At 56.8% G+C, this 16,590-nt stretch carries 18 protein-coding genes; 2 read left to right on the forward strand and 16 right to left on the reverse strand.

Going from position 1 to position 16,590, the window contains the following annotated elements:
- Positions 1–51: 51 nt before the first annotated feature.
- From VFX97_19335 to VFX97_19360, 6 genes are all read right to left on the reverse strand, one after another.
- Complete coding sequence (locus VFX97_19335) at positions 52–777, reverse strand: alpha/beta hydrolase (GenBank protein HEX5705362.1); 726 nt, start codon at positions 775–777, stop codon at positions 52–54.
- Positions 778–940: 163 nt separating this feature from the next.
- Positions 941–1,354: a TIGR02588 family protein gene (locus VFX97_19340; GenBank protein ID HEX5705363.1), complete on the reverse strand. Its 414-nt coding sequence runs from the start codon at positions 1,352–1,354 to the stop codon at positions 941–943.
- Positions 1,355–1,399: 45 nt separating this feature from the next.
- The gene (locus VFX97_19345; GenBank protein ID HEX5705364.1) at positions 1,400–2,245 is read right to left on the reverse strand and encodes a TIGR02587 family membrane protein; all 846 of its coding nucleotides are present in this window, start codon (positions 2,243–2,245) and stop codon (positions 1,400–1,402) included.
- 107 nt (positions 2,246–2,352) lie between these two features.
- Positions 2,353–2,856, reverse strand: coding sequence for an N-acetyltransferase (locus tag VFX97_19350; GenBank protein HEX5705365.1), 504 nt, complete (start codon positions 2,854–2,856; stop codon positions 2,353–2,355).
- A gap of 39 nt (positions 2,857–2,895) precedes the next feature.
- A complete protein-coding gene (locus VFX97_19355) occupies positions 2,896–3,468 on the reverse strand; it encodes a cupin domain-containing protein (GenBank protein HEX5705366.1) in 573 nt (190 codons plus the stop codon).
- Between the two features lie 174 nt (positions 3,469–3,642).
- Positions 3,643–3,939 carry a hypothetical protein gene (locus VFX97_19360; GenBank protein ID HEX5705367.1) on the reverse strand — a complete coding sequence of 99 codons (297 nt, stop codon included), beginning with the start codon at positions 3,937–3,939 and terminating at the stop codon, positions 3,643–3,645.
- Here VFX97_19360 and VFX97_19365 point away from each other — a divergent pair.
- Positions 3,938–4,135, forward strand: coding sequence for a hypothetical protein (locus VFX97_19365; protein HEX5705368.1), 198 nt, complete (start codon positions 3,938–3,940; stop codon positions 4,133–4,135). The genes VFX97_19360 and VFX97_19365 overlap by 2 nt on opposite strands.
- A gap of 46 nt (positions 4,136–4,181) precedes the next feature.
- Here VFX97_19365 and VFX97_19370 read toward each other — a convergent pair whose 3' ends face one another.
- The 4 genes from VFX97_19370 to VFX97_19385 form a co-directional block, all read right to left on the reverse strand.
- The gene (locus VFX97_19370) at positions 4,182–4,727 is read right to left on the reverse strand and encodes a hypothetical protein (GenBank protein HEX5705369.1); all 546 of its coding nucleotides are present in this window, start codon (positions 4,725–4,727) and stop codon (positions 4,182–4,184) included.
- A gap of 83 nt (positions 4,728–4,810) precedes the next feature.
- Entirely contained in the window at positions 4,811–6,538 is a 1,728-nt protein-coding gene (locus tag VFX97_19375; protein ID HEX5705370.1) for a hypothetical protein, read from the reverse strand.
- A 105-nt stretch (positions 6,539–6,643) separates the two neighbouring features.
- Positions 6,644–7,387 carry a sulfite exporter TauE/SafE family protein gene (locus VFX97_19380; protein HEX5705371.1) on the reverse strand — a complete coding sequence of 248 codons (744 nt, stop codon included), beginning with the start codon at positions 7,385–7,387 and terminating at the stop codon, positions 6,644–6,646.
- A gap of 198 nt (positions 7,388–7,585) precedes the next feature.
- Positions 7,586–8,569, reverse strand: coding sequence for a hypothetical protein (locus VFX97_19385; protein HEX5705372.1), 984 nt, complete (start codon positions 8,567–8,569; stop codon positions 7,586–7,588).
- Positions 8,570–8,855: 286 nt separating this feature from the next.
- On the opposite strand from VFX97_19385, the gene VFX97_19390 reads away from it, so the two are divergent.
- The gene (locus VFX97_19390) at positions 8,856–10,439 is read left to right on the forward strand and encodes an MFS transporter (GenBank protein ID HEX5705373.1); all 1,584 of its coding nucleotides are present in this window, start codon (positions 8,856–8,858) and stop codon (positions 10,437–10,439) included.
- 150 nt (positions 10,440–10,589) lie between these two features.
- Here VFX97_19390 and VFX97_19395 read toward each other — a convergent pair whose 3' ends face one another.
- The 6 genes from VFX97_19395 to VFX97_19420 all read right to left on the reverse strand — a co-directional run bounded on the left by VFX97_19395 (position 10,590) and on the right by VFX97_19420 (position 16,589).
- Positions 10,590–10,808 (reverse strand): amphi-Trp domain-containing protein, encoded by a 219-nt coding sequence (locus tag VFX97_19395; GenBank protein HEX5705374.1) that lies wholly within the window; start codon positions 10,806–10,808, stop codon positions 10,590–10,592.
- Positions 10,809–10,866: 58 nt separating this feature from the next.
- Positions 10,867–11,358 (reverse strand): MgtC/SapB family protein, encoded by a 492-nt coding sequence (locus tag VFX97_19400; protein ID HEX5705375.1) that lies wholly within the window; start codon positions 11,356–11,358, stop codon positions 10,867–10,869.
- A gap of 62 nt (positions 11,359–11,420) precedes the next feature.
- Positions 11,421–11,801 carry a four helix bundle protein gene (locus VFX97_19405; protein ID HEX5705376.1) on the reverse strand — a complete coding sequence of 127 codons (381 nt, stop codon included), beginning with the start codon at positions 11,799–11,801 and terminating at the stop codon, positions 11,421–11,423.
- Between the two features lie 68 nt (positions 11,802–11,869).
- Complete coding sequence (locus VFX97_19410) at positions 11,870–13,657, reverse strand: long-chain fatty acid--CoA ligase (GenBank protein ID HEX5705377.1); 1,788 nt, start codon at positions 13,655–13,657, stop codon at positions 11,870–11,872.
- A 144-nt stretch (positions 13,658–13,801) separates the two neighbouring features.
- The gene (locus VFX97_19415; GenBank protein ID HEX5705378.1) at positions 13,802–15,316 is read right to left on the reverse strand and encodes an O-antigen ligase family protein; all 1,515 of its coding nucleotides are present in this window, start codon (positions 15,314–15,316) and stop codon (positions 13,802–13,804) included.
- Entirely contained in the window at positions 15,228–16,589 is a 1,362-nt protein-coding gene (locus tag VFX97_19420) for a carbohydrate binding domain-containing protein (protein ID HEX5705379.1), read from the reverse strand. The genes VFX97_19415 and VFX97_19420 overlap by 89 nt, the downstream gene beginning before the upstream one ends.
- Between the last annotated feature and the right edge of the window lies 1 nt (position 16,590).

Here is a 16,590-nt window from a genome sequence, read left to right on the forward strand (position 1 = left end):
ATAGCATCGTGAAGAGATTACTCACTGAATTAGAAATTGTTCGTTGTTCTTCTATTCTCCGACTGCAACTTTGCGGATGAATTCTTCCAGGTCGCTAACGAATTCACTCGGGCGTTCCCAGTGGAGCGCGTGACCCGTTTCGGGATACACCTTCAAGCTAGCATTCACAATACCCGCGGCCAGGGCGTTTTGTGCGGGCCTTGAGAAGATGGTGTCGTGATCGCCCCGAAGAACAAGTGTCGGCATACAGATGCGACTGATTCGAGCGGTATAGTCTACGGCCAGCTGCCCTGCGAGAGCGTCTCGCCACACGCGCGCCGGCAGTTTCAGGCTCTCCGCAACCGCCCGGTCGAGAAAGTCCTCAGGTACAGGGTGGTAAATCGTACTGACCTGGAACTCCCGCGCAAACTCAGCGGGCACCGGATCGTCGAGGGCATTGACTTCATGCTGTAGCTGGAGCACATCCGCAGAGCGCATGTTGGTGGCTGAACCGATGAGGATGAGCCGCGTCACGCGCTCGGGCGCGTTGAGAGCAGCCTCCTGCGCCACGAGACTTCCCATCGAATGTCCGACCAGGATTACCTGCGGCAGCCCCAGCGCATCCATGAACGCGATCACATCGGCGGCGAAGTCTGTCATGGCATAGCCACGAGCCGGCCGCTCAGAGTCTCCATGACCCCGCTGGCTGAGGGCGTAGGTATGGTAGGTCGGAGGTATGAATGGCAGCACGCGGCTGTACGAGAACCACGAATCCGTATAACCGTGAAGTAAGATCATCGGATGGCCTGCCGAGTCACCTTGCTCCGCATAATTGAGGCTCACACCGGTCGTGAGTTGCGCATTAGCAAACCGTAGGGGTCCCGCATGTGGGTGATTCATCCTAGACACTTGCTGTTTATCCTAGCCTGGGCCTGCACCAGCGCAGACGAAGGCGTTGCTTCTAAGGCTTCTCGTATCCTTTGGCGCGAAGCAGCAACTCGTATTGCCGTGGGTCGGACTTGAAGAAAAGCCCGCCCGCCCTTTCAGAGTGTGACGGAACATATTCGATGGTGGTGTTACTGGTTTCTACGCTGTCAGTTCCGTTTCTCAACTCTCCTTCCACCGTTAGTCCCTGGGCGGTCGTGCCGCCCAGGTTGATGGCGCGAAACTCGATCAGAAAACCGTTCTGCGTGGGACGGATCGAATCCACACGCACCGTCACATCGGGCGGCGATGAATCACCCGCCGCCGCCTCATAAAGCATGAAACCAATTGATCCCAGCACCAGCACCAAACCCAGCACGGCGATGCCCCACATCCAGAGTGGAGCCGCGCTGAGTTTTCCCTGATCCTTTCCGGCGTCTTGTGGTGCCAACGTCCTTCCCTGGTCTTGTTTCTCGGGCTACTTCGAATTCGACAATTACAAAATTAATCTGGCCGCAGACGTGCCAATGGCGGCAGGAAATCCAAGTACGAGCGTCGCCATGATGATTTCTGTGGCCGGCGCACCGTCCAACCGCCCGAACGTCCAAAGTACATAAAGGCTAATGAGAAGCGCGAGGGCGTAGCCGACGATCGTGAAGCGTACGAACACGCTCCAAAAGAAGGCGGCGGAGAAGATTGACGCACGCCGTCCGCGCTCGATTGAACAGATGAAGGCCTGCATGATGCACAGAGAGACTATCGCCAGAGCCGCTGCGTGCCATCCGGTCATCATGTGCCCGATCCGCACCATTTCTTCCGTGGGGGCAAGCTGGAAGGCGAGGAAGATAGCTCCCACGCCCATGAGAAATAGTTTGGCCCCGTATCCGCTTCGCCGCCTCCGCTCCTTACGGGTCTGTTTTATATCAAGCTGCCTGCGCGCCAATATTGCGCCGATGGTCGGCGGGACTGCATGTAAAGAAATCTTGCCGACAATTTCATCAGCGGACATTCCCGGCTTGATGATCCCGAACAGAAGAAGCATCACGGTGGCAACCGTATACCCGACGGCGCAGGCGACGAGCGCGTCAAGCACCTCGATCTGAAAAGTTTCTTCGCCGCCTTCGAAGTACGAGAGTCCCAACACCATCACGAAAACCAGCGTAAGGAAGAGCGCCAGTCGGAAGCGATCCATGTAGAACCCCAGCCACCACATTTCCATCGTCATCAGCAGCGGGAAGGAGAAGAGAATCGCGCCGCCGAAATCATGCGCCAGGTCCACGCCGAAGCGGTGATGAAGATTCTGCTCCTGTGCGCCGAGTCCACTTTTTAGACTATCAACCATAAGTTATGAGCGACTTCGGCCGCGTCCGTTGCAAGGCGGTTTTTAGTTTATCGGTTGCATCGATGTAGATGCGAGTGTCCCGCCCTTTTGAACTCATTCCGGGGTTGTTAAAGGTCGCTGAACGCCGCGTGGTATTTGATCTGGCCGGAAGCACCATTCAAATAACCCGCTTTGAGCTCGACAATCATGAATACTTCTTCCGGCACGTCATATTCGCAGCCGATGCCAAAGCGCGCAGCCGGCGCGAAGCCAAAACGAGGGTAGTAGGTGGAGTGACCCAGGACAACTACTCCACCGAAGCCGAGTAGCTTGCACTGGTCGAGGCCGGCGCGAACAAGGGCAGAACCGACACCCTGACGCTGATGCTCCGGAGCAACGGCCATCGGGGCGAGGCCCATGATCCTTAATGCGGGATGGCCCGAGAGCGAAACCGGCGAAAACATAATGTGCCCCACGATTTCACCGTGGGAATCGGCGACAAGTGAGACGAGCGGCTGCGCCCGGTCGCGCAAAGCGTCAACAAGATTAGCCTCGGCTGATGTTTCGAAGGCTGCTACGTTCAGAGCATGAACAGCAGCGCGATCCCTTTGTTCTTCAGCTCGAATTAGCATGTGCACCTATCTAATGAGGAACTCTTCATGCGCAAGGAATCAATGCTTGAAGCGCACACCGTGCTTTCGCCCTATGTCCTCGAGTTGGGCCGGGGTGAGAACTTTCGGCGGCGCGCCCGGGGGCACGCCCGTCTCGCGGAAAAACCCTTCGAGGCCGGGAGGCGTGACGATCCAAAGTAGGTCTATGGCTTCGCCACGGGATTCGACGCCGTGCCAGACCCCGTGCGGGATGAAGACGGTATCTCCCTGCCCAACTTCCTTCTTCTTCTCGCCGAGGACGGCTACGCCGCGCCCGCCGTGTATGAACAGCACCTCATCCTCATGCTCGTGCATGTGGACGGGAATGCCGACTCCAGGTTCCAACGCCTGCGTGCCCATCGCCATCCCCGGCGAGCCGGTCTTTGGGTCCACCTTAACGGTTACTGTGTTCCCCTTCCGTCTGATCACCTCGCCGTCACTGGCCGCGAGCACATAGCCGGCGCGGGCCACGTGTCGCGCCGGGGCGGACGACAAGGAGTTGACGTCTCGTCCCTTCTGCGGCTGGACGCCCGCCACGAGGCCCATCAGCACAAGGCCCAGGAGGATAGGCACACTTGGCGTTCGACTCAACACTGTTCGCATCGCACCTCCACTATCGCGACAACAACAGGCCGCCCCACGTCAGAGTTGACCGGCGGGGCTTAAAGCACACTGTAAGAACCGCCTGCGTTGGTGGGACCATCGGTGAAGGCGGAAAGTTCTTTGTTCAAACTCTAAACCTATCACGTTTACCGTTCACTGCTTTGTTCACTCTGTGGCTGGCGTGAAGCCGGCCAATGCTTCCCGCTTTAGCTGCGTCAGCAAGTCTGGCTCGCTCGGTTTCTTTTGCCACTCGTCCCCGCGGCTTTCCCACAACGCTACCAGGCCAAGCAGCGACAGTGGGCTTCTCGCGACAAACTTGCGCCCTTCCTTCTCGGCCCACCAGTCATCTGCGCTGGGCCGTTCGGAGGCCTCCCACCAGACGCGATAGCCCTTCTGCTTTAATGTGATGATTGCGACGTTTCCCACGTCGTGAACTTCCGAGAGGCGAAACGCAGAACTCATGCCTCCTCCTTACTTACACTTCAAACTTAACCGTCTCGATCACGTTGGAACCATCGGCAGTCTCTGGGGCGTCCTTCTGCCGGGACTGATCTTTGTGGCGACTCTCTCTGCGTCGTGCACGCGACAACCGCAGACGGGTACAGCCGCGAACCACTTCGCAGGCCGAAGCGGACTGGGAGACTGCGATGAGAAGTAAAGAGAGCAACTTTATCTAAACATTTGTTTCATCAGAACCGGTGACATTACTTCTTGCGCTTAAAGTGGGCTTCACTGTAGACCTCAAAATCCTTGCCCGGTTCGGCGATTTCAAAAACCTCTGAGAAAGCATCCGGCCCGTTAATCTTGTATGTTTCGCGCGCTCTGTATCCCGCCGGTATGTTCTCTATGCTTTCCGAAGTGAAGACGAGCGTCTTACCGTCAGCGCTGGTGCTGGTGTGAACATACTGAACCACAAAGCTTTCGACGTGGAATTGCCGCAGCACTAGTTGCTTCCGGCTCTTGTCGAAGCTGATCATTCCCCAGTCCTCATGAATCTCGCCTTTCGGGTTCTTGGGCTGCGGCTCGTAAACTGACCGGTTCTGCACGTGGATGAACTTGTCGTTCATCACCAACCGGTACTCGCGTTGCATACTTGAAATACCCGGCTTGCCGTTGCCCGTTCCTTCCCACTTGCCGATCAAAACCCTAACGGGCCCCCAAACGTCCGGCCGCGGTTTTGTCTGGCCGCTGATCAAGACGGACAGCGCCACCAAGACAAGAGCAATTAGCAGTAATCGACTGAGAGTCATCCGTTTGTCTCCTAAGGCGCGCACCATGAAACGAAAGTTGTCGAGGCAGCCTTACGAACCCGGAAATTCACAGACATCGCGGATTACCGGTAGCTCAAGATCGCTTCCAACGCGGCGTCGCCGTTTCTCCGATACGCGGCGAACGTCGGCGGCACATAAAGCTGTGGCGCAATCCAGGTGCGTTGATCCTGCGGATACGAGCTTTGCCAGTACAAGTGCGAGACGTTCGCCAGGATCTTGCTGTAAGGCAACACGAACGGATCTTCTTCACCGACGAAGTTGGGACTTGAGCCGGTTGGTTCGCCGACGAAGATCGCGTTCGTGTCGCGGTCAAAGTAAGTGGCGGCGTTTTGCGCGGCTGAATAGGTACGTCGTCCGATGATGACGAACAATTTTCCGCGTTTATTAATCTTTTCGTTCTTAATCACGCCTTGTAAGAGCGGCGGCAGAAGCCCGGTGTTGCCGCCGTTATTCCAACGCATGTCGACCACCAGCTTTTCCACTTCCTTTTCGTTGATGAATTTGAAAAGCCTCTCCGAGAATGCGGCGAGCGATTCCTTGGGATCGTTTCGGACGCTGTTGAATTGAAAATAGACTGTCTTGTTTTCGGGAAGGTACTCAAACCAGTAAGGCGTGGCCGCATTTTTTAGATAGAGCGGGACCGGCGTCGCCAGGCTCTGCGACAAGTTCACCCACGAGGGCGGATTCGGTTTCACGTTCCAGATGTTCGGCTGAGTCATGTCGGTGGTGAGGACGACGGTGCGGTCTTTGCCGTCCAGTCCGCGCAACACGAGCTCGACTTTATCGGGATGGGGAATCGCGCCGGCGGCGTGCAGCAAAGGCAGATGCCGCATCCGGTAAGGCGCAATTTGCTTGATCCAGATTTTGTTGTCCTCACTCGAAGCAGCGTGCAGTGTTTCGACAATCTCGTTCACCGTCCGGCCGCCGAATTTCATAACCTGCGCACCGAGTAGGTCTTTATGTTTCGGATCAGCGGCGACGATAAACAAACCCTCTTCGAAAAGATAAAAGAGCACCGGAACGGTTTCGGCCCATTCCGCACGCGCGGTCGTCGGACCGAGCAAGCCCGAATGGCCGTCGCCGACCTTTCGCATCAGGCGCATCATTTCGATGGCAACCTGCGCGTCGGTGAGTTTGGGGATTCCGTCATGAATTTTCTTTACCTGCGCGTCGAATTCAGGTTCCGTGCCGATCCGCGGAAACAGATTCCAACCTCGCCGTTTTATTTCGCGGACGAGAAACTGCAGGTCCGTTCGCCAGCCTTCGTCGCGCGTCATTCCCTTGGTATCAATCAGTCCGACGAGCTTTTGGAAACGCAGGTCGCCGTGCAAAGACTGCAAGTCGGTGTCGGTCTGCGCATGCTGAAGGCTCGGGAATTTCATCGCCAGTGCTTTTTCGAGCCATTTGATCGCCAACTCCTTTTCGCCGAGCAGCGCGTAATTACAGGCAATGTTGTAAGCAGCATTCGCAGGTTGGCCCGCCCCGAGTTCGATTTGCTTTTCGTAAGCCGAAATGGATTTGCGGTAGTCTTTGGCGTTGTAATAAGCCGTGCCCATCCGTTCCCAAAAACGACCCTGAACGGGATTGGCTTTAACGACTTGCTCCCACAAGGCGGCGGCTTCGGCCCACTGTTGCGCCTGCATCTTCGATTCCGCCAGCGCGAGAGTTTCCGCGAAAGTTTGCGTCGGCAGTTTCTGGGCTCGCGCTGCGTGCAAACCTATGGACGCAGAAGCGAACGTGAAAGCCAGCGTTAGTAATGTCAGCTTGAAAGAGTTGCTCGGACGATACATATGGGCTCCTTAAAAGACCGGATGTCTAGTTAACGCTCCTCGGACCGGTTTGGATTCGTAATTTTGGACGACTTCCTTCGGGCCATTCAACCTAACCAAATGATCTTAAGTCAGAATCAACTTGAGGCCGGCAACGATGAGAACCAAGGCAAGCAGTCTGCGAACGTTCGCGCTGGCGAGACGTTTACTCCCAAACTCAGCCCCGATAAATCCACCGAGGACAGCCGCCGGAGCAAGCACAAAGATAAAACTGGGAAGTGATCCGATACTTGAGACGTTACCAAGCAAGCCAGCAATGGAGTTGGCGAGAATAAAGGCTGCGGACACCCCAGACGTTTGTCTGGTTTCAGCCCATCCCATTAAGAGCAGTAAGGGAGAAAGAAAGATACCGCCTCCGGTGCCGGTCAGGCCTGCTAACAGTCCGATGACGGCCCCGCAAAGCAGCGCGGCCCAAAGGGGAACCTGCCTAACTTCTTTCTGATCTGCCGCCTTCCTCGCAATGCGAAACAACTTGTAGGCAGCGAAGAGCAAAATCAATCCAACGAGGGCTTTATACCAGTGGCCGGGAAGAGTTATGTAACCACCTAAAAATGCGAAGGGAATAGAGGTTAGAGCGAAAGGCCAAAGCAACCGAAACTTGAAGCAGCCGGCTCGGTAAAACTTCACCGTAGCAATGCTGGCAACCAGAATATTGAGCGTCAGGGCCGTTGGCTTCATCACGACGGCCGACACGCCGAGAAGCGCCATCGCCGCAAGATAACCGGATGCGCCGGCGTGACCGACAGAGGAATATAAAAGCGCACCGGCGAAAATGAGGACGGCGAGAATGGCGACAGTCAACGGGGTCATGTTTTAAGCTTCGCAGCTTAATCGACACTCATGCCGCTAGCAATTCGCGCAACGCACATCACTTAATAGAGGACGTTAAGAGTCTTTTCATGCAAAAATATGCCGGCGTATCTAAGCCATTCAGTAAGCCGTGGTATTTCTCTCAAATCTTTCGTGTTGCGCCGAAGCTCATATGCTTCGCCGAAATAATGAGTGTCGCTAACGGCACCATTCAACTGACAGCACAGCTTTCCCATCGAGGCGTAGCGAGCGGGCGGGTCCAACGCCCTTAGGGTTGGGCACACGAATAAGCCAGGGATCACTCGTGCTGAATACTTCGAGCGGTTTAGAGCGAATCACCTTTGCGGACGGGTCGATAGGGTCACCCGGGTCAACGATTAGGCTCCGAACTTCAGAGGAGAGTTGTTCTGGTGACAGGTCCAGCAGTCCGCACTTTGGACTTATTCCTCCTAATTCCTGCGGGACGTATTTGATAGCGAAGACACCAAATAAGACAACAAAGGCGAAGACCAGGATGAGCAGAAGGCCAACCCAGGCCGCGGTGAGACCAGTCCAGGCCCAAGCGGCAGCTTTTCCCACCCCATTCAACACTTTTTGCCACCGTCCTACGCTCGAACTCTTTGGTGTTTTTGACGTTGGGGTTAGTTTGCCGGATTCTGTTGGTGTCTCCGACGTTGAGGGTAGTTTGCCGGATTCTGTTGGTGTCTCCGACGTTGAGCTGAATTTGTCGGCTGCGTACAAGTAGATCAACAAATAGAGAAAGCTAACCACCATTAAAAAACTCCCGACAGTTTTGACGCGGTCAGGAAAGAAGATGACCATCCCCATCCCGAGCAACATTCCCCCAGTTAGCAAGTTTTGAATGCGGGTTTTCCGCTGGGGATCGTCTGCCGCCGACGCAGCGAGGCGCTTCGCTGATAACCAGACTCCCCAGATGGCAAGGCAAAGTGCAACTGGCGGGATGAGGAGAAGTGCTCCTGCAACCAGGTAGTCGAACCGAACCCCGGGAAGCGCGCCCAAGTTGTTGTCCCACGCGTTTATGGCCCTCGGCAGGTACCCCAATGCATACATCAACCCGGCAACAAGGAAAGCCGTTTGTTGATAGATAGCAACTCGCTCGAGGATCCCTTTTCTACCAGGGCCTTCCCTTACGCGTCTCTGACGAAAAATTCTTTCCCGCATTCGATCTCCTTTGAGTTGAGCGGGCTGGCCGCGACTATGAAATCTGCTAGCTATCAGCTCACAGCTTCTTCCGCTGCTCACGTCCAACGTTTCTTATGCGCACGGACTGCTGCGATTTCATTGGGACGTGAGGCATAGTTGAGACCTTCCCTTGGGATTTGCGGCGGCTTGTATCATCAACCCCATGGTTTGGCAACAAATTTTGTTTTGGATTCGAAGCGCGTGCCGAAGCTGTTATGCTTCGCCGAAACCATAGACTAGTGTCACTGAACTGTCCTAAACGTGAATGAACATTCTTAAGCCACCCTGTGACGAAGGCGTCATTGCCTCTGGTAAAGCCGTCTCTGAGTGTCAAAAAAACCGTCGCCGGTGGATTCTGGCGGCGACGATCCTCGGCTCAAGCATGAGCTTCATCGACGGCACAGTCGTGAATGTGGCTTTGCCGGCCTTGCAGCGAGAACTCAATGCGTCGGCGACTGACGTGCAGTGGGTTGTAGAAGCCTACGCGCTTTTTCTGGCTGCGTTGTTATTGCTGGGAGGTTCTCTCGGAGATCTCTTCGGTCGCCGTCTGATTTATGCGATCGGAGTTGCGGTTTTCGCGCTCGCGTCGATTTGGTGCGGCGTGGCGCCGAACGTTCAGCAATTGATAATCGCGCGGGCGATTCAGGGCGTCGGCGGCGCGCTGCTGGTTCCCGGAAGTCTCGCAATTATCAGCGCGTCGTTTCCGGAAAAGGATCGCGGACAAGCGATCGGCACCTGGTCCGGCGCGACGGCGATCACGACCGCACTCGGTCCCGTCCTGGGCGGCTGGCTGATCGAACAGGTTTCGTGGCGCGCAATTTTCTTTTTGAACCTGCCGCTGGCGCTGGTTGTGCTGTTGTTGGTCTTCCGTTTTGTTCCCGAGAGCCGCGACGAAGAGAACGCAGGCAAGTTGGATTTGCTGGGAGCCGCGCTCGCGACGATTGGTCTTGGCGCGCTCGTCTTTGGGTTGATTGAGTCCGCCGGTCTGGGTTTTGGCAATCCTTTCGTGCTCATCGCCTTAATCGGCGGCGCAGTTGTTCTGGTCGCCTTCGTCGTTGTCGAGGCGCGTCGCCGTTATCCGATGATGCCGCTCTCGCTCTTCCGTGCGCGAGAGTTTGCCGGCGCAAACCTGCTGACGTTATTTCTTTATGCAGCCCTCTCGGGGACGCTTTTCTTTCTGCCGTTAAATCTGATTCAGGTCCAGGGCTACAGCGCCACCGCGGCGGGGGCGGCAATACTGCCGTTCATTCTGCTCATGTTTCTGCTGTCGCGCTGGTCGGGCGGATTGATTAAGCGTTATGGGTCGCGTCTGCCGCTAGTGACGGGCCCGCTGATCGTGGCGATCGGATTCGCCCTCTTCCTCAGACCCGGTGTGGGCGGAAGTTACTGGACGACTTTCTTCCCGGCCGTGGTTGTACTCGGACTCGGCATGGCGGTGAGCGTCGCGCCGCTCACTACTACGGTCATGAATTCGGTGAGCGAAAGTCGCGCAGGCATCGCCTCAGGAATTAACAATGCGGTCTCACGAACTGCCGGCCTGCTGTCGATCGCCGTGCTGGGCGTGGTGATGTTTCTAAGTTTCAATGCTTGTTTGGATGAACATCTCGCGAAGATGCCGATTTCTTCGGAAGTGCGGCGGATGATCGACACGGAAAGAATCAAGCTGGCGGCGCTGGAGTTACCGGCGAGCGTGAGCGAGGAAACCCGGACCGCCTTCAAGCAAACCGTGAACGATTGTTTTGTTTACGGATTTCGACGTGTGATGCTGATCGGCGTCGGCCTGGCGCTGGCAAGCTCGCTCACGGCATTCATCATGCTTCGCGGACGACGGTCGTCTTCGAGCGGTTGATCTGACGAAGCGTGCGAACGTCGCTCACTTGCTCTGTGCGTCTCCGTGGAGCTCCGTGTCTCTGTGGTTAACTTCCGAAAGGTCACTTACCCACAGAGGCACAGAGGATTCACAGAGATACACAGAGATTGTCCCCCATTCCTCTGACACTCACTCACGCTTCCAACTTAATTCGATCTCAATCTCTTCCTCTTCGCCGCGGCGCTCATACTCGAATTCGATAGTTGCATCAGGCGGAACCGAGATGCGCTGCCCAGCGATCTGTATCTCAAAAGTCGTCCCCTCTTCGAGGGCGTCGGCCAGGCGCCGCAATTTGGCGACTATCTCTTTGTTCGAGTAGGTTTTTTCGACGTCCTTGTCATTCCCCATATTCATCTCCCTTGGAATTAAGCCAGATATCCTATTACGCCTTCACCCTGATACGCAGCTAACTTTTCTTTTTCTTCTTGCCGCCGCGTCGCTTCTGGATGAAGTCTTCGAGTGGTTGCGCGAGAGCGAGAATGACCAGAGCGAGGACGGTGCTAATCAAACCGACGCCGACCGCGCCGAGGCCCACCGTTATCCCGATCGCGGCAGTCATCCAGATGCCGGCGGCGGTCGTCAGTCCTTTAATTTCCTCTTCGCCTTCAAGCTTCAGAATCGTGCCGGCGCCGATGAAACCTATGCCCGTTACGAGGCCCTGGATCACGCGCGAGACGGCGTCGAATTGCATTCCCACACTGGAACAGGTAATCACGAAGACCGCCGTGCCCAGGCAAACCATCATGTGTGTGCGGAAGCCGGCTGCCTTGCCGGAGCGTTCCCGCTGAATTCCGATGATCCCGCCCAGGATCATCGCCGCGAGCAGACGAATCGCGACACGCAGAAGATGCTGCCGGTCCTGAAGGCCGTGGGTGAGTTCTTGCCAGAGAGTTTCCATTTCAAATCAGTGATGAGTAATGAGTAATGAGTAATGAGTAATGAGTAATGAGTGGAATGCGATTAGGCCGAAGCCTTTCTCTTTTCGACAGCCACTCGTAAGCCACCGATGACTTGACCAACTTCCGTCGCAGTAGACATCAATTCCGAGAATTGAGACTCCGAAAGATAACTAGCATCGAAGGCAACGTAAAGTTGAGAACGCAACTCGGCGCAGGAAGCTTTGGCGATCGAGAGGAACTGATGAAATTCAGCGGCACGCCCGCGTTCAAAACCTTCCGCGATGTTCGACATTATTGAGACAGCAGACCGTCGTATTTGGTCCTTTAGTCCAAAATCTCGTGAGAAACCTGGAAGATTGGTTGCTTGATAAATCTTGCGGCTCAGTTGTCGTGCTTTCTGCCAGGCGATGAAGTCCTCGAACTTTTCGATTTTCCTAGACATGTTTCCTCCTTTTGGGATTAAGGGGTTGATGTAGGGGTTATCTCATCACTCATCACTCATCACGGCGTTTACGCGCCGCCGTAGAGTCCCTCGATCAAATCCGCGTAGCGGTCGTCGATTACGTTGCGCTTCACTTTGAGCGTGGGCGTCATTTCGCCGTTGTCGATGGAAAACTCGTGAGGCAGAAGCGCGACGCGACGCACGCGTTCGTAATCCGCCAGGTGCGCGGTGATCTTTGTCACGTCTTGCTGCACCATCTTTACGGCTTCCGGTTGCTTCGCGATCTCTTCGTTGGTGGCCGCGAGCGTCACGCCCGCGTCACGCAAGGCACCTTTCAAGTCTTCCCAATCCGGCACGATCAAAGCCGCCGGAAACTTGCGGCTCGAGCCGACGACCACAACCTGATTCACAAACTCGCTCTGCTTCAGAAGACTTTCGAGCTGTTGCGGTGCGATGTACTTGCCGTTGGAAAGCTTGAATAGATCTTTTTTGCGATCGGTGATGAAGATGTGCCCGGCGTCATCGATGTGACCCACGTCGCCGGTCGCGAACCATTCGTCCTGCATCACCGCCAGCGTGGCTTCGGGCCGGCCATAGTAGCCGCGCATCACGTTCGGTCCGCGCACCAGAATTTCGCCGTCTTCGGCCAGCTCGACCTCGATCCCTTTGAAAGGTTTGCCGATCGAGCCGACGCGGTTGTCTTCGGGGCGATTAGCGCAAACGATGCAGGTTTCGGTCATGCCATAGCCCTGAAGAATCTTGATGCCGGCGCCGAGAAAGGAATACGAAAGCGTCGGCGACAAAGGCGCGCCGCCTGAAACGAAGTAGCGCAGACGTCCGCCAATGCCTTCACGCCACTTGGTGAACACCAAACGATCGGCCAGTGCGTGTTTCGCGCGCAGAGAGAGCGGCACGCGCTGCCGCTTGTCTTCGAGTTCGGCGACGCGCTGGCCCACGGCGAGCGACCATTCGAAGATTTTTGCTTTCGTCCCGCCCGCCGACGTGCCTTTCTTGATGATGCGGTGGTAGACCTTCTCAAACAGGCGCGGCACCGCGGTCATGATCGTGGGGCGAACTTCGCGCAGAAATTCGCCGACTTGATCGAAAGAAGCAGCGTAATGCACCGCGACGCCCATGTACGCGAAAACGTAAAAAACCGTGCGCTCGAAAATGTGCGAAAGCGGCAGGACTGAGAGCGAGACGTCGCTGGCAGAGATCGGCAGACCCGTCGTGATCGAACGCACGTTGGCGATGAAGTTGTCGTGCGTCAGCATCACGCCTTTCGGCTCGCCGGTAGTGCCGGAGGTGTAAATGATGGTCGCGAGATCGTCGGGCCGTCCACGCCCGATCAGTTTGTCGAAAGCGTCGGGGTCCTGGCGATCAATTTTAGCCCCGCGGCCTTCGACTGACTCGAGGGCGACACCGCCACTGACGCCGGCGACTGACTTCGGATCAAAGATCACGATGTCTTTCAGAGTATCCACGCCCTCGAATCCCTCGCGCGCATGTTTCAGAATTCGCCCGCCTGAAATTAAAAGCGCGCGGGCGCCTGAGTCTTCGAGGATGAAGCGAATTTGATCGGGAGCTTGCGTGGTATAGATCGGTACGACGACGGCGCCGGCGCTGAGCACTGCCAGATCCGCGATCGACCACTCAGGCCGATTCTCAGAAATCAGGCCCACACGATCGCCGGGCTGAATCCCTAAATCAGCGAGCCCGAGCGCGATATGTTGCACGCGCCGCACAAACTCGTCCGAAGATACGCGCATCCAACCGCCGCCCCGTTTCTCGCTGACGGTATTCGGCTTGTTATGGCGCGTGATGGCTTCAAGACAGAGACTCGGCAACGTGTCCACTTTGGGTTCCGACGTTTGCCCACCGACCTCTGTTTTCCGGAGTGTCGCCGCTGACATCTGACGTCTGATCTCTGACCTCTAACTTCTGACCTCTGGTTTGTGGAGGGAAAGAGCGACAAAAGACTACAACGTCTATCGTCGAAGTTACAATTCCGCCGTAGCCGGCTCGCTCGCCCGGCCGTCGCCGGGTGGTGATTCAGACTCGGCGCGACGTGACGAGCGCCGCCTTCGTTTGCGGGCCGGCTGGTAGGTCGTGTTGATGCGCGTGTCCTGGGTCGCGATCGCGGCGAGGATTAAAAACAGGAGAGCGTTCGCCGTCGTGTGCAGCGGAAAATCGAAAAAGCTGTGTACCAGCGCCGCAAAACAGCCCGCCAGCGCGCCGGTGGTCACTGCGCGCCGGAACCGGTCGTGCGTCTCGCGGCGCGCGAACCCGCGGCGAAACAGGATAAAGATGAACGCGAGCCCGAGGATAGCGCCGATGATTCCGGCGTCGGAAATCGTCTGCAAATAATCGTTGTGCGCCTGCTCAAGGCGGTAGAGACCGTTGCGCGTGTCATAGCGCGTGTAGATCGCGCCGAACGAACCCAGGCCTGAGCCGATCAGCGGGTATGCTTTGATAACGTCGAGCGTGACTCGCCAAAAATGCGCGCGGCCCGTCGTCGGATCGTCGGCGATCGGCGTGCCGAGGAAACGCGTGAAAACTTCCGGACCGCTCAACAACAGGGCGCCGCCGATTAGCAGCACCACGACAGCCACTGCAATTCCACCGCGCAGCGCCGCGGCGCGAAGTCTCCTGGTGCGCGACTGTTCCTTTTTCTTGCCCCAGCCAAAGCTCGCCGTCACGACCAAAACGAAGATCTGAGCGCCGAGAGCGATTGTGGCGCCGCGCGAATTCGTCGCGATCAGTGACATGGCCATCACCACCGCCGCGAACGCATACAGCGGGCGCTTGTAATTTTCAATCGCGCCCGAAAGCAGCAGCGCAAAGGGGATGGAAACGGCCATCAACATAAACCCGGCGAAATGATGGCGATTGATGAACGGTCCGAAAGCGGTGCTCTGCCCAATTTGACGGTACCAATAAACGCGCGTGCCGTCGCTGGTGAACGACTGCGTCAGTCCAAAGATGGCCAGAACAAATCCGAAGATAGTGATGGTCCTGACGAGCGCCCTCAATCGGCGCGGACCGTCCACAAACAGAGAAGTGGCGCCAAAATAAATCAGCAACGCGGCGACCTGGACAACAACCAAACGTGTGGAGTACGGATCCAGTGAGAGCGATCGCACGGGCGAGAGTGGCAGCCCTGCCGGGTCGTGTGTCCGCAACGGCAAGAGCTGAAACAATCCAAGCAGCACCATCCCAACCAGCGGCCACTGCAGCGGATTAACTGGCAACAAGACTGAGCGCAAAACCACCGCGTCCACTGCCCAAAGCAGGACCATTACGAGCGCACTTAACGTAAAGAGGGCGAGCGCCCAGTTGTGGACCGTGCCGTAAGCCAGGGTCGCCACCACGATCGCCGTGCAGATGGTCACGAATGCCAACCGGCTGGCGAGCGTGTGCCGGCGCCTAACGGGCGGGGGCGCGGGCTTCCTGATTTGCACTTGCCGCGGCTCTTCCCGGACCGCCACTGGTGCGTTGGAGAATGAAGTCGTCATACCAGATAGTTCCAAAAATTGGACAGACATTGCCGACCGGACAGGGAGGGCAGCCGATCGTGATAACGATGCCGTCCCCATCGCTCATCGTGAAATCAATTGAGTATTTTTGCCAGCCGTTCGTGCCGGTCGGCAGCGACGCCGAACTCGCAATCCCCTTGTCGTATTTGGGGTCGAAGATGTTGACCACCGGCGTGCTTGCGCTATTAAGCTTGTCGGTACGCGCATAAAATTCCAAGCGGTATTTCGCGTGAGGCTGGACGACGATGGTTTGGGTTGCGTTGATGCGCTCGAGCCCGTTCGCCGCACTGAGAACAATTTGCACGCTGCGCCGGCCGCCGTGGCCTTCATTATTAATTGAAACTTGCGCCTGAACGTTTGAGGCAATGGTCCAGCCGAAAGGTTTGGTTACCGGCACCGTGATCAACTCTTCAAAGCCCCCGTTCAAGAAGACTTCCGGATCCGGAACAGCGTCGCGTGGTTCGATGTCGCGGTGTACTTCGAGCGCCGCGCGGAACTGTTTCGCATCGAGCAGCGCCTTGCGCAGGTTTCGACCCTGGCCTTGGAGTTTCGATTGAACGTCGGGAGTCAGAGTCTCCCACAATCGCAAAGCATCGTCGTAATGCTTCATGCCCACGAGATACCACGCAAAGAGCACGCGCACGGTCGGGTTCTTGCCCGCTTCGTTGGCGATGCGATCCACGTCGCCATCGAAAGCCTGCCAGGCCAGGTTGATAACCTGCGGCCAAAGTTCGCCGCGTGCATCGGCCGCGCGAAAGAGATGCTGGAAAGCCTCTTCGTATCGGTTCAACCGCAGCAGCAAATTGCCTAGTCGCCAGTGCGGGTGATAGTAGTTCGGAGCCAGAAAAGTTGCGCGCCGCAACGCCTTCTCAGCCGCCGCGCGATCGCCGGCCATTTCCAGTGCGCGTCCCAGCTCTTCCCAGTAGCGAAAATCATTTGGGGAAAGGCGCACCGCGACTTCGAACTCGCGCACCGTCTCTTGAATGCTGCTCGCGCTAAACTCGCGGCGCGTCACTGAGCCCAACCGCCAATGAACGAAGGGGTCGTCCGGCGCCCAGCGCGCGGCCACGCGGGCGAGTTCCAGGTTCGGAGTTTCGCCGGTGGTTGCGACTTCAGAAACCGTGGCGCCGACCTGCCAACGCAGACAAAACCCGCCGACGAGAATTGCCAGCAGTGCCGGAATAAGCATCAGCAGTCTGGCGGATCCAGGTAAGCGGACTTCAATGCTGGCCGGGGAACTTGAGAGGGACATG

The organism is Pyrinomonadaceae bacterium, assembly GCA_036277115.1.
GTDB lineage: Bacteria > Acidobacteriota > Blastocatellia > Pyrinomonadales > Pyrinomonadaceae > UBA11740.

Coding starts and splice junctions, on each gene's coding strand:
- VFX97_19335 (HEX5705362.1), bottom strand. CDS start 777: ATGATCTTACTTCACGGTTATACGGATTCGTGGTTCTCGTACAGCCGC.
- VFX97_19345 (HEX5705364.1), bottom strand. CDS start 2,245: ATGGTTGATAGTCTAAAAAGTGGACTCGGCGCACAGGAGCAGAATCTT.
- VFX97_19350 (HEX5705365.1), bottom strand. CDS start 2,856: ATGCTAATTCGAGCTGAAGAACAAAGGGATCGCGCTGCTGTTCATGCT.
- VFX97_19365 (HEX5705368.1), top strand. CDS start 3,938: ATGCCTCCTCCTTACTTACACTTCAAACTTAACCGTCTCGATCACGTT.
- VFX97_19360 (HEX5705367.1), bottom strand. CDS start 3,939: ATGAGTTCTGCGTTTCGCCTCTCGGAAGTTCACGACGTGGGAAACGTC.
- VFX97_19370 (HEX5705369.1), bottom strand. CDS start 4,727: ATGACTCTCAGTCGATTACTGCTAATTGCTCTTGTCTTGGTGGCGCTG.
- VFX97_19375 (HEX5705370.1), bottom strand. CDS start 6,538: ATGTATCGTCCGAGCAACTCTTTCAAGCTGACATTACTAACGCTGGCT.
- VFX97_19380 (HEX5705371.1), bottom strand. CDS start 7,387: ATGACCCCGTTGACTGTCGCCATTCTCGCCGTCCTCATTTTCGCCGGT.
- VFX97_19385 (HEX5705372.1), bottom strand. CDS start 8,569: ATGCGGGAAAGAATTTTTCGTCAGAGACGCGTAAGGGAAGGCCCTGGT.
- VFX97_19390 (HEX5705373.1), top strand. CDS start 8,856: ATGAACATTCTTAAGCCACCCTGTGACGAAGGCGTCATTGCCTCTGGT.
- VFX97_19395 (HEX5705374.1), bottom strand. CDS start 10,808: ATGGGGAATGACAAGGACGTCGAAAAAACCTACTCGAACAAAGAGATA.
- VFX97_19400 (HEX5705375.1), bottom strand. CDS start 11,358: ATGGAAACTCTCTGGCAAGAACTCACCCACGGCCTTCAGGACCGGCAG.
- VFX97_19405 (HEX5705376.1), bottom strand. CDS start 11,801: ATGTCTAGGAAAATCGAAAAGTTCGAGGACTTCATCGCCTGGCAGAAA.
- VFX97_19415 (HEX5705378.1), bottom strand. CDS start 15,316: ATGACGACTTCATTCTCCAACGCACCAGTGGCGGTCCGGGAAGAGCCG.
- VFX97_19420 (HEX5705379.1), bottom strand. CDS start 16,589: ATGTCCCTCTCAAGTTCCCCGGCCAGCATTGAAGTCCGCTTACCTGGA.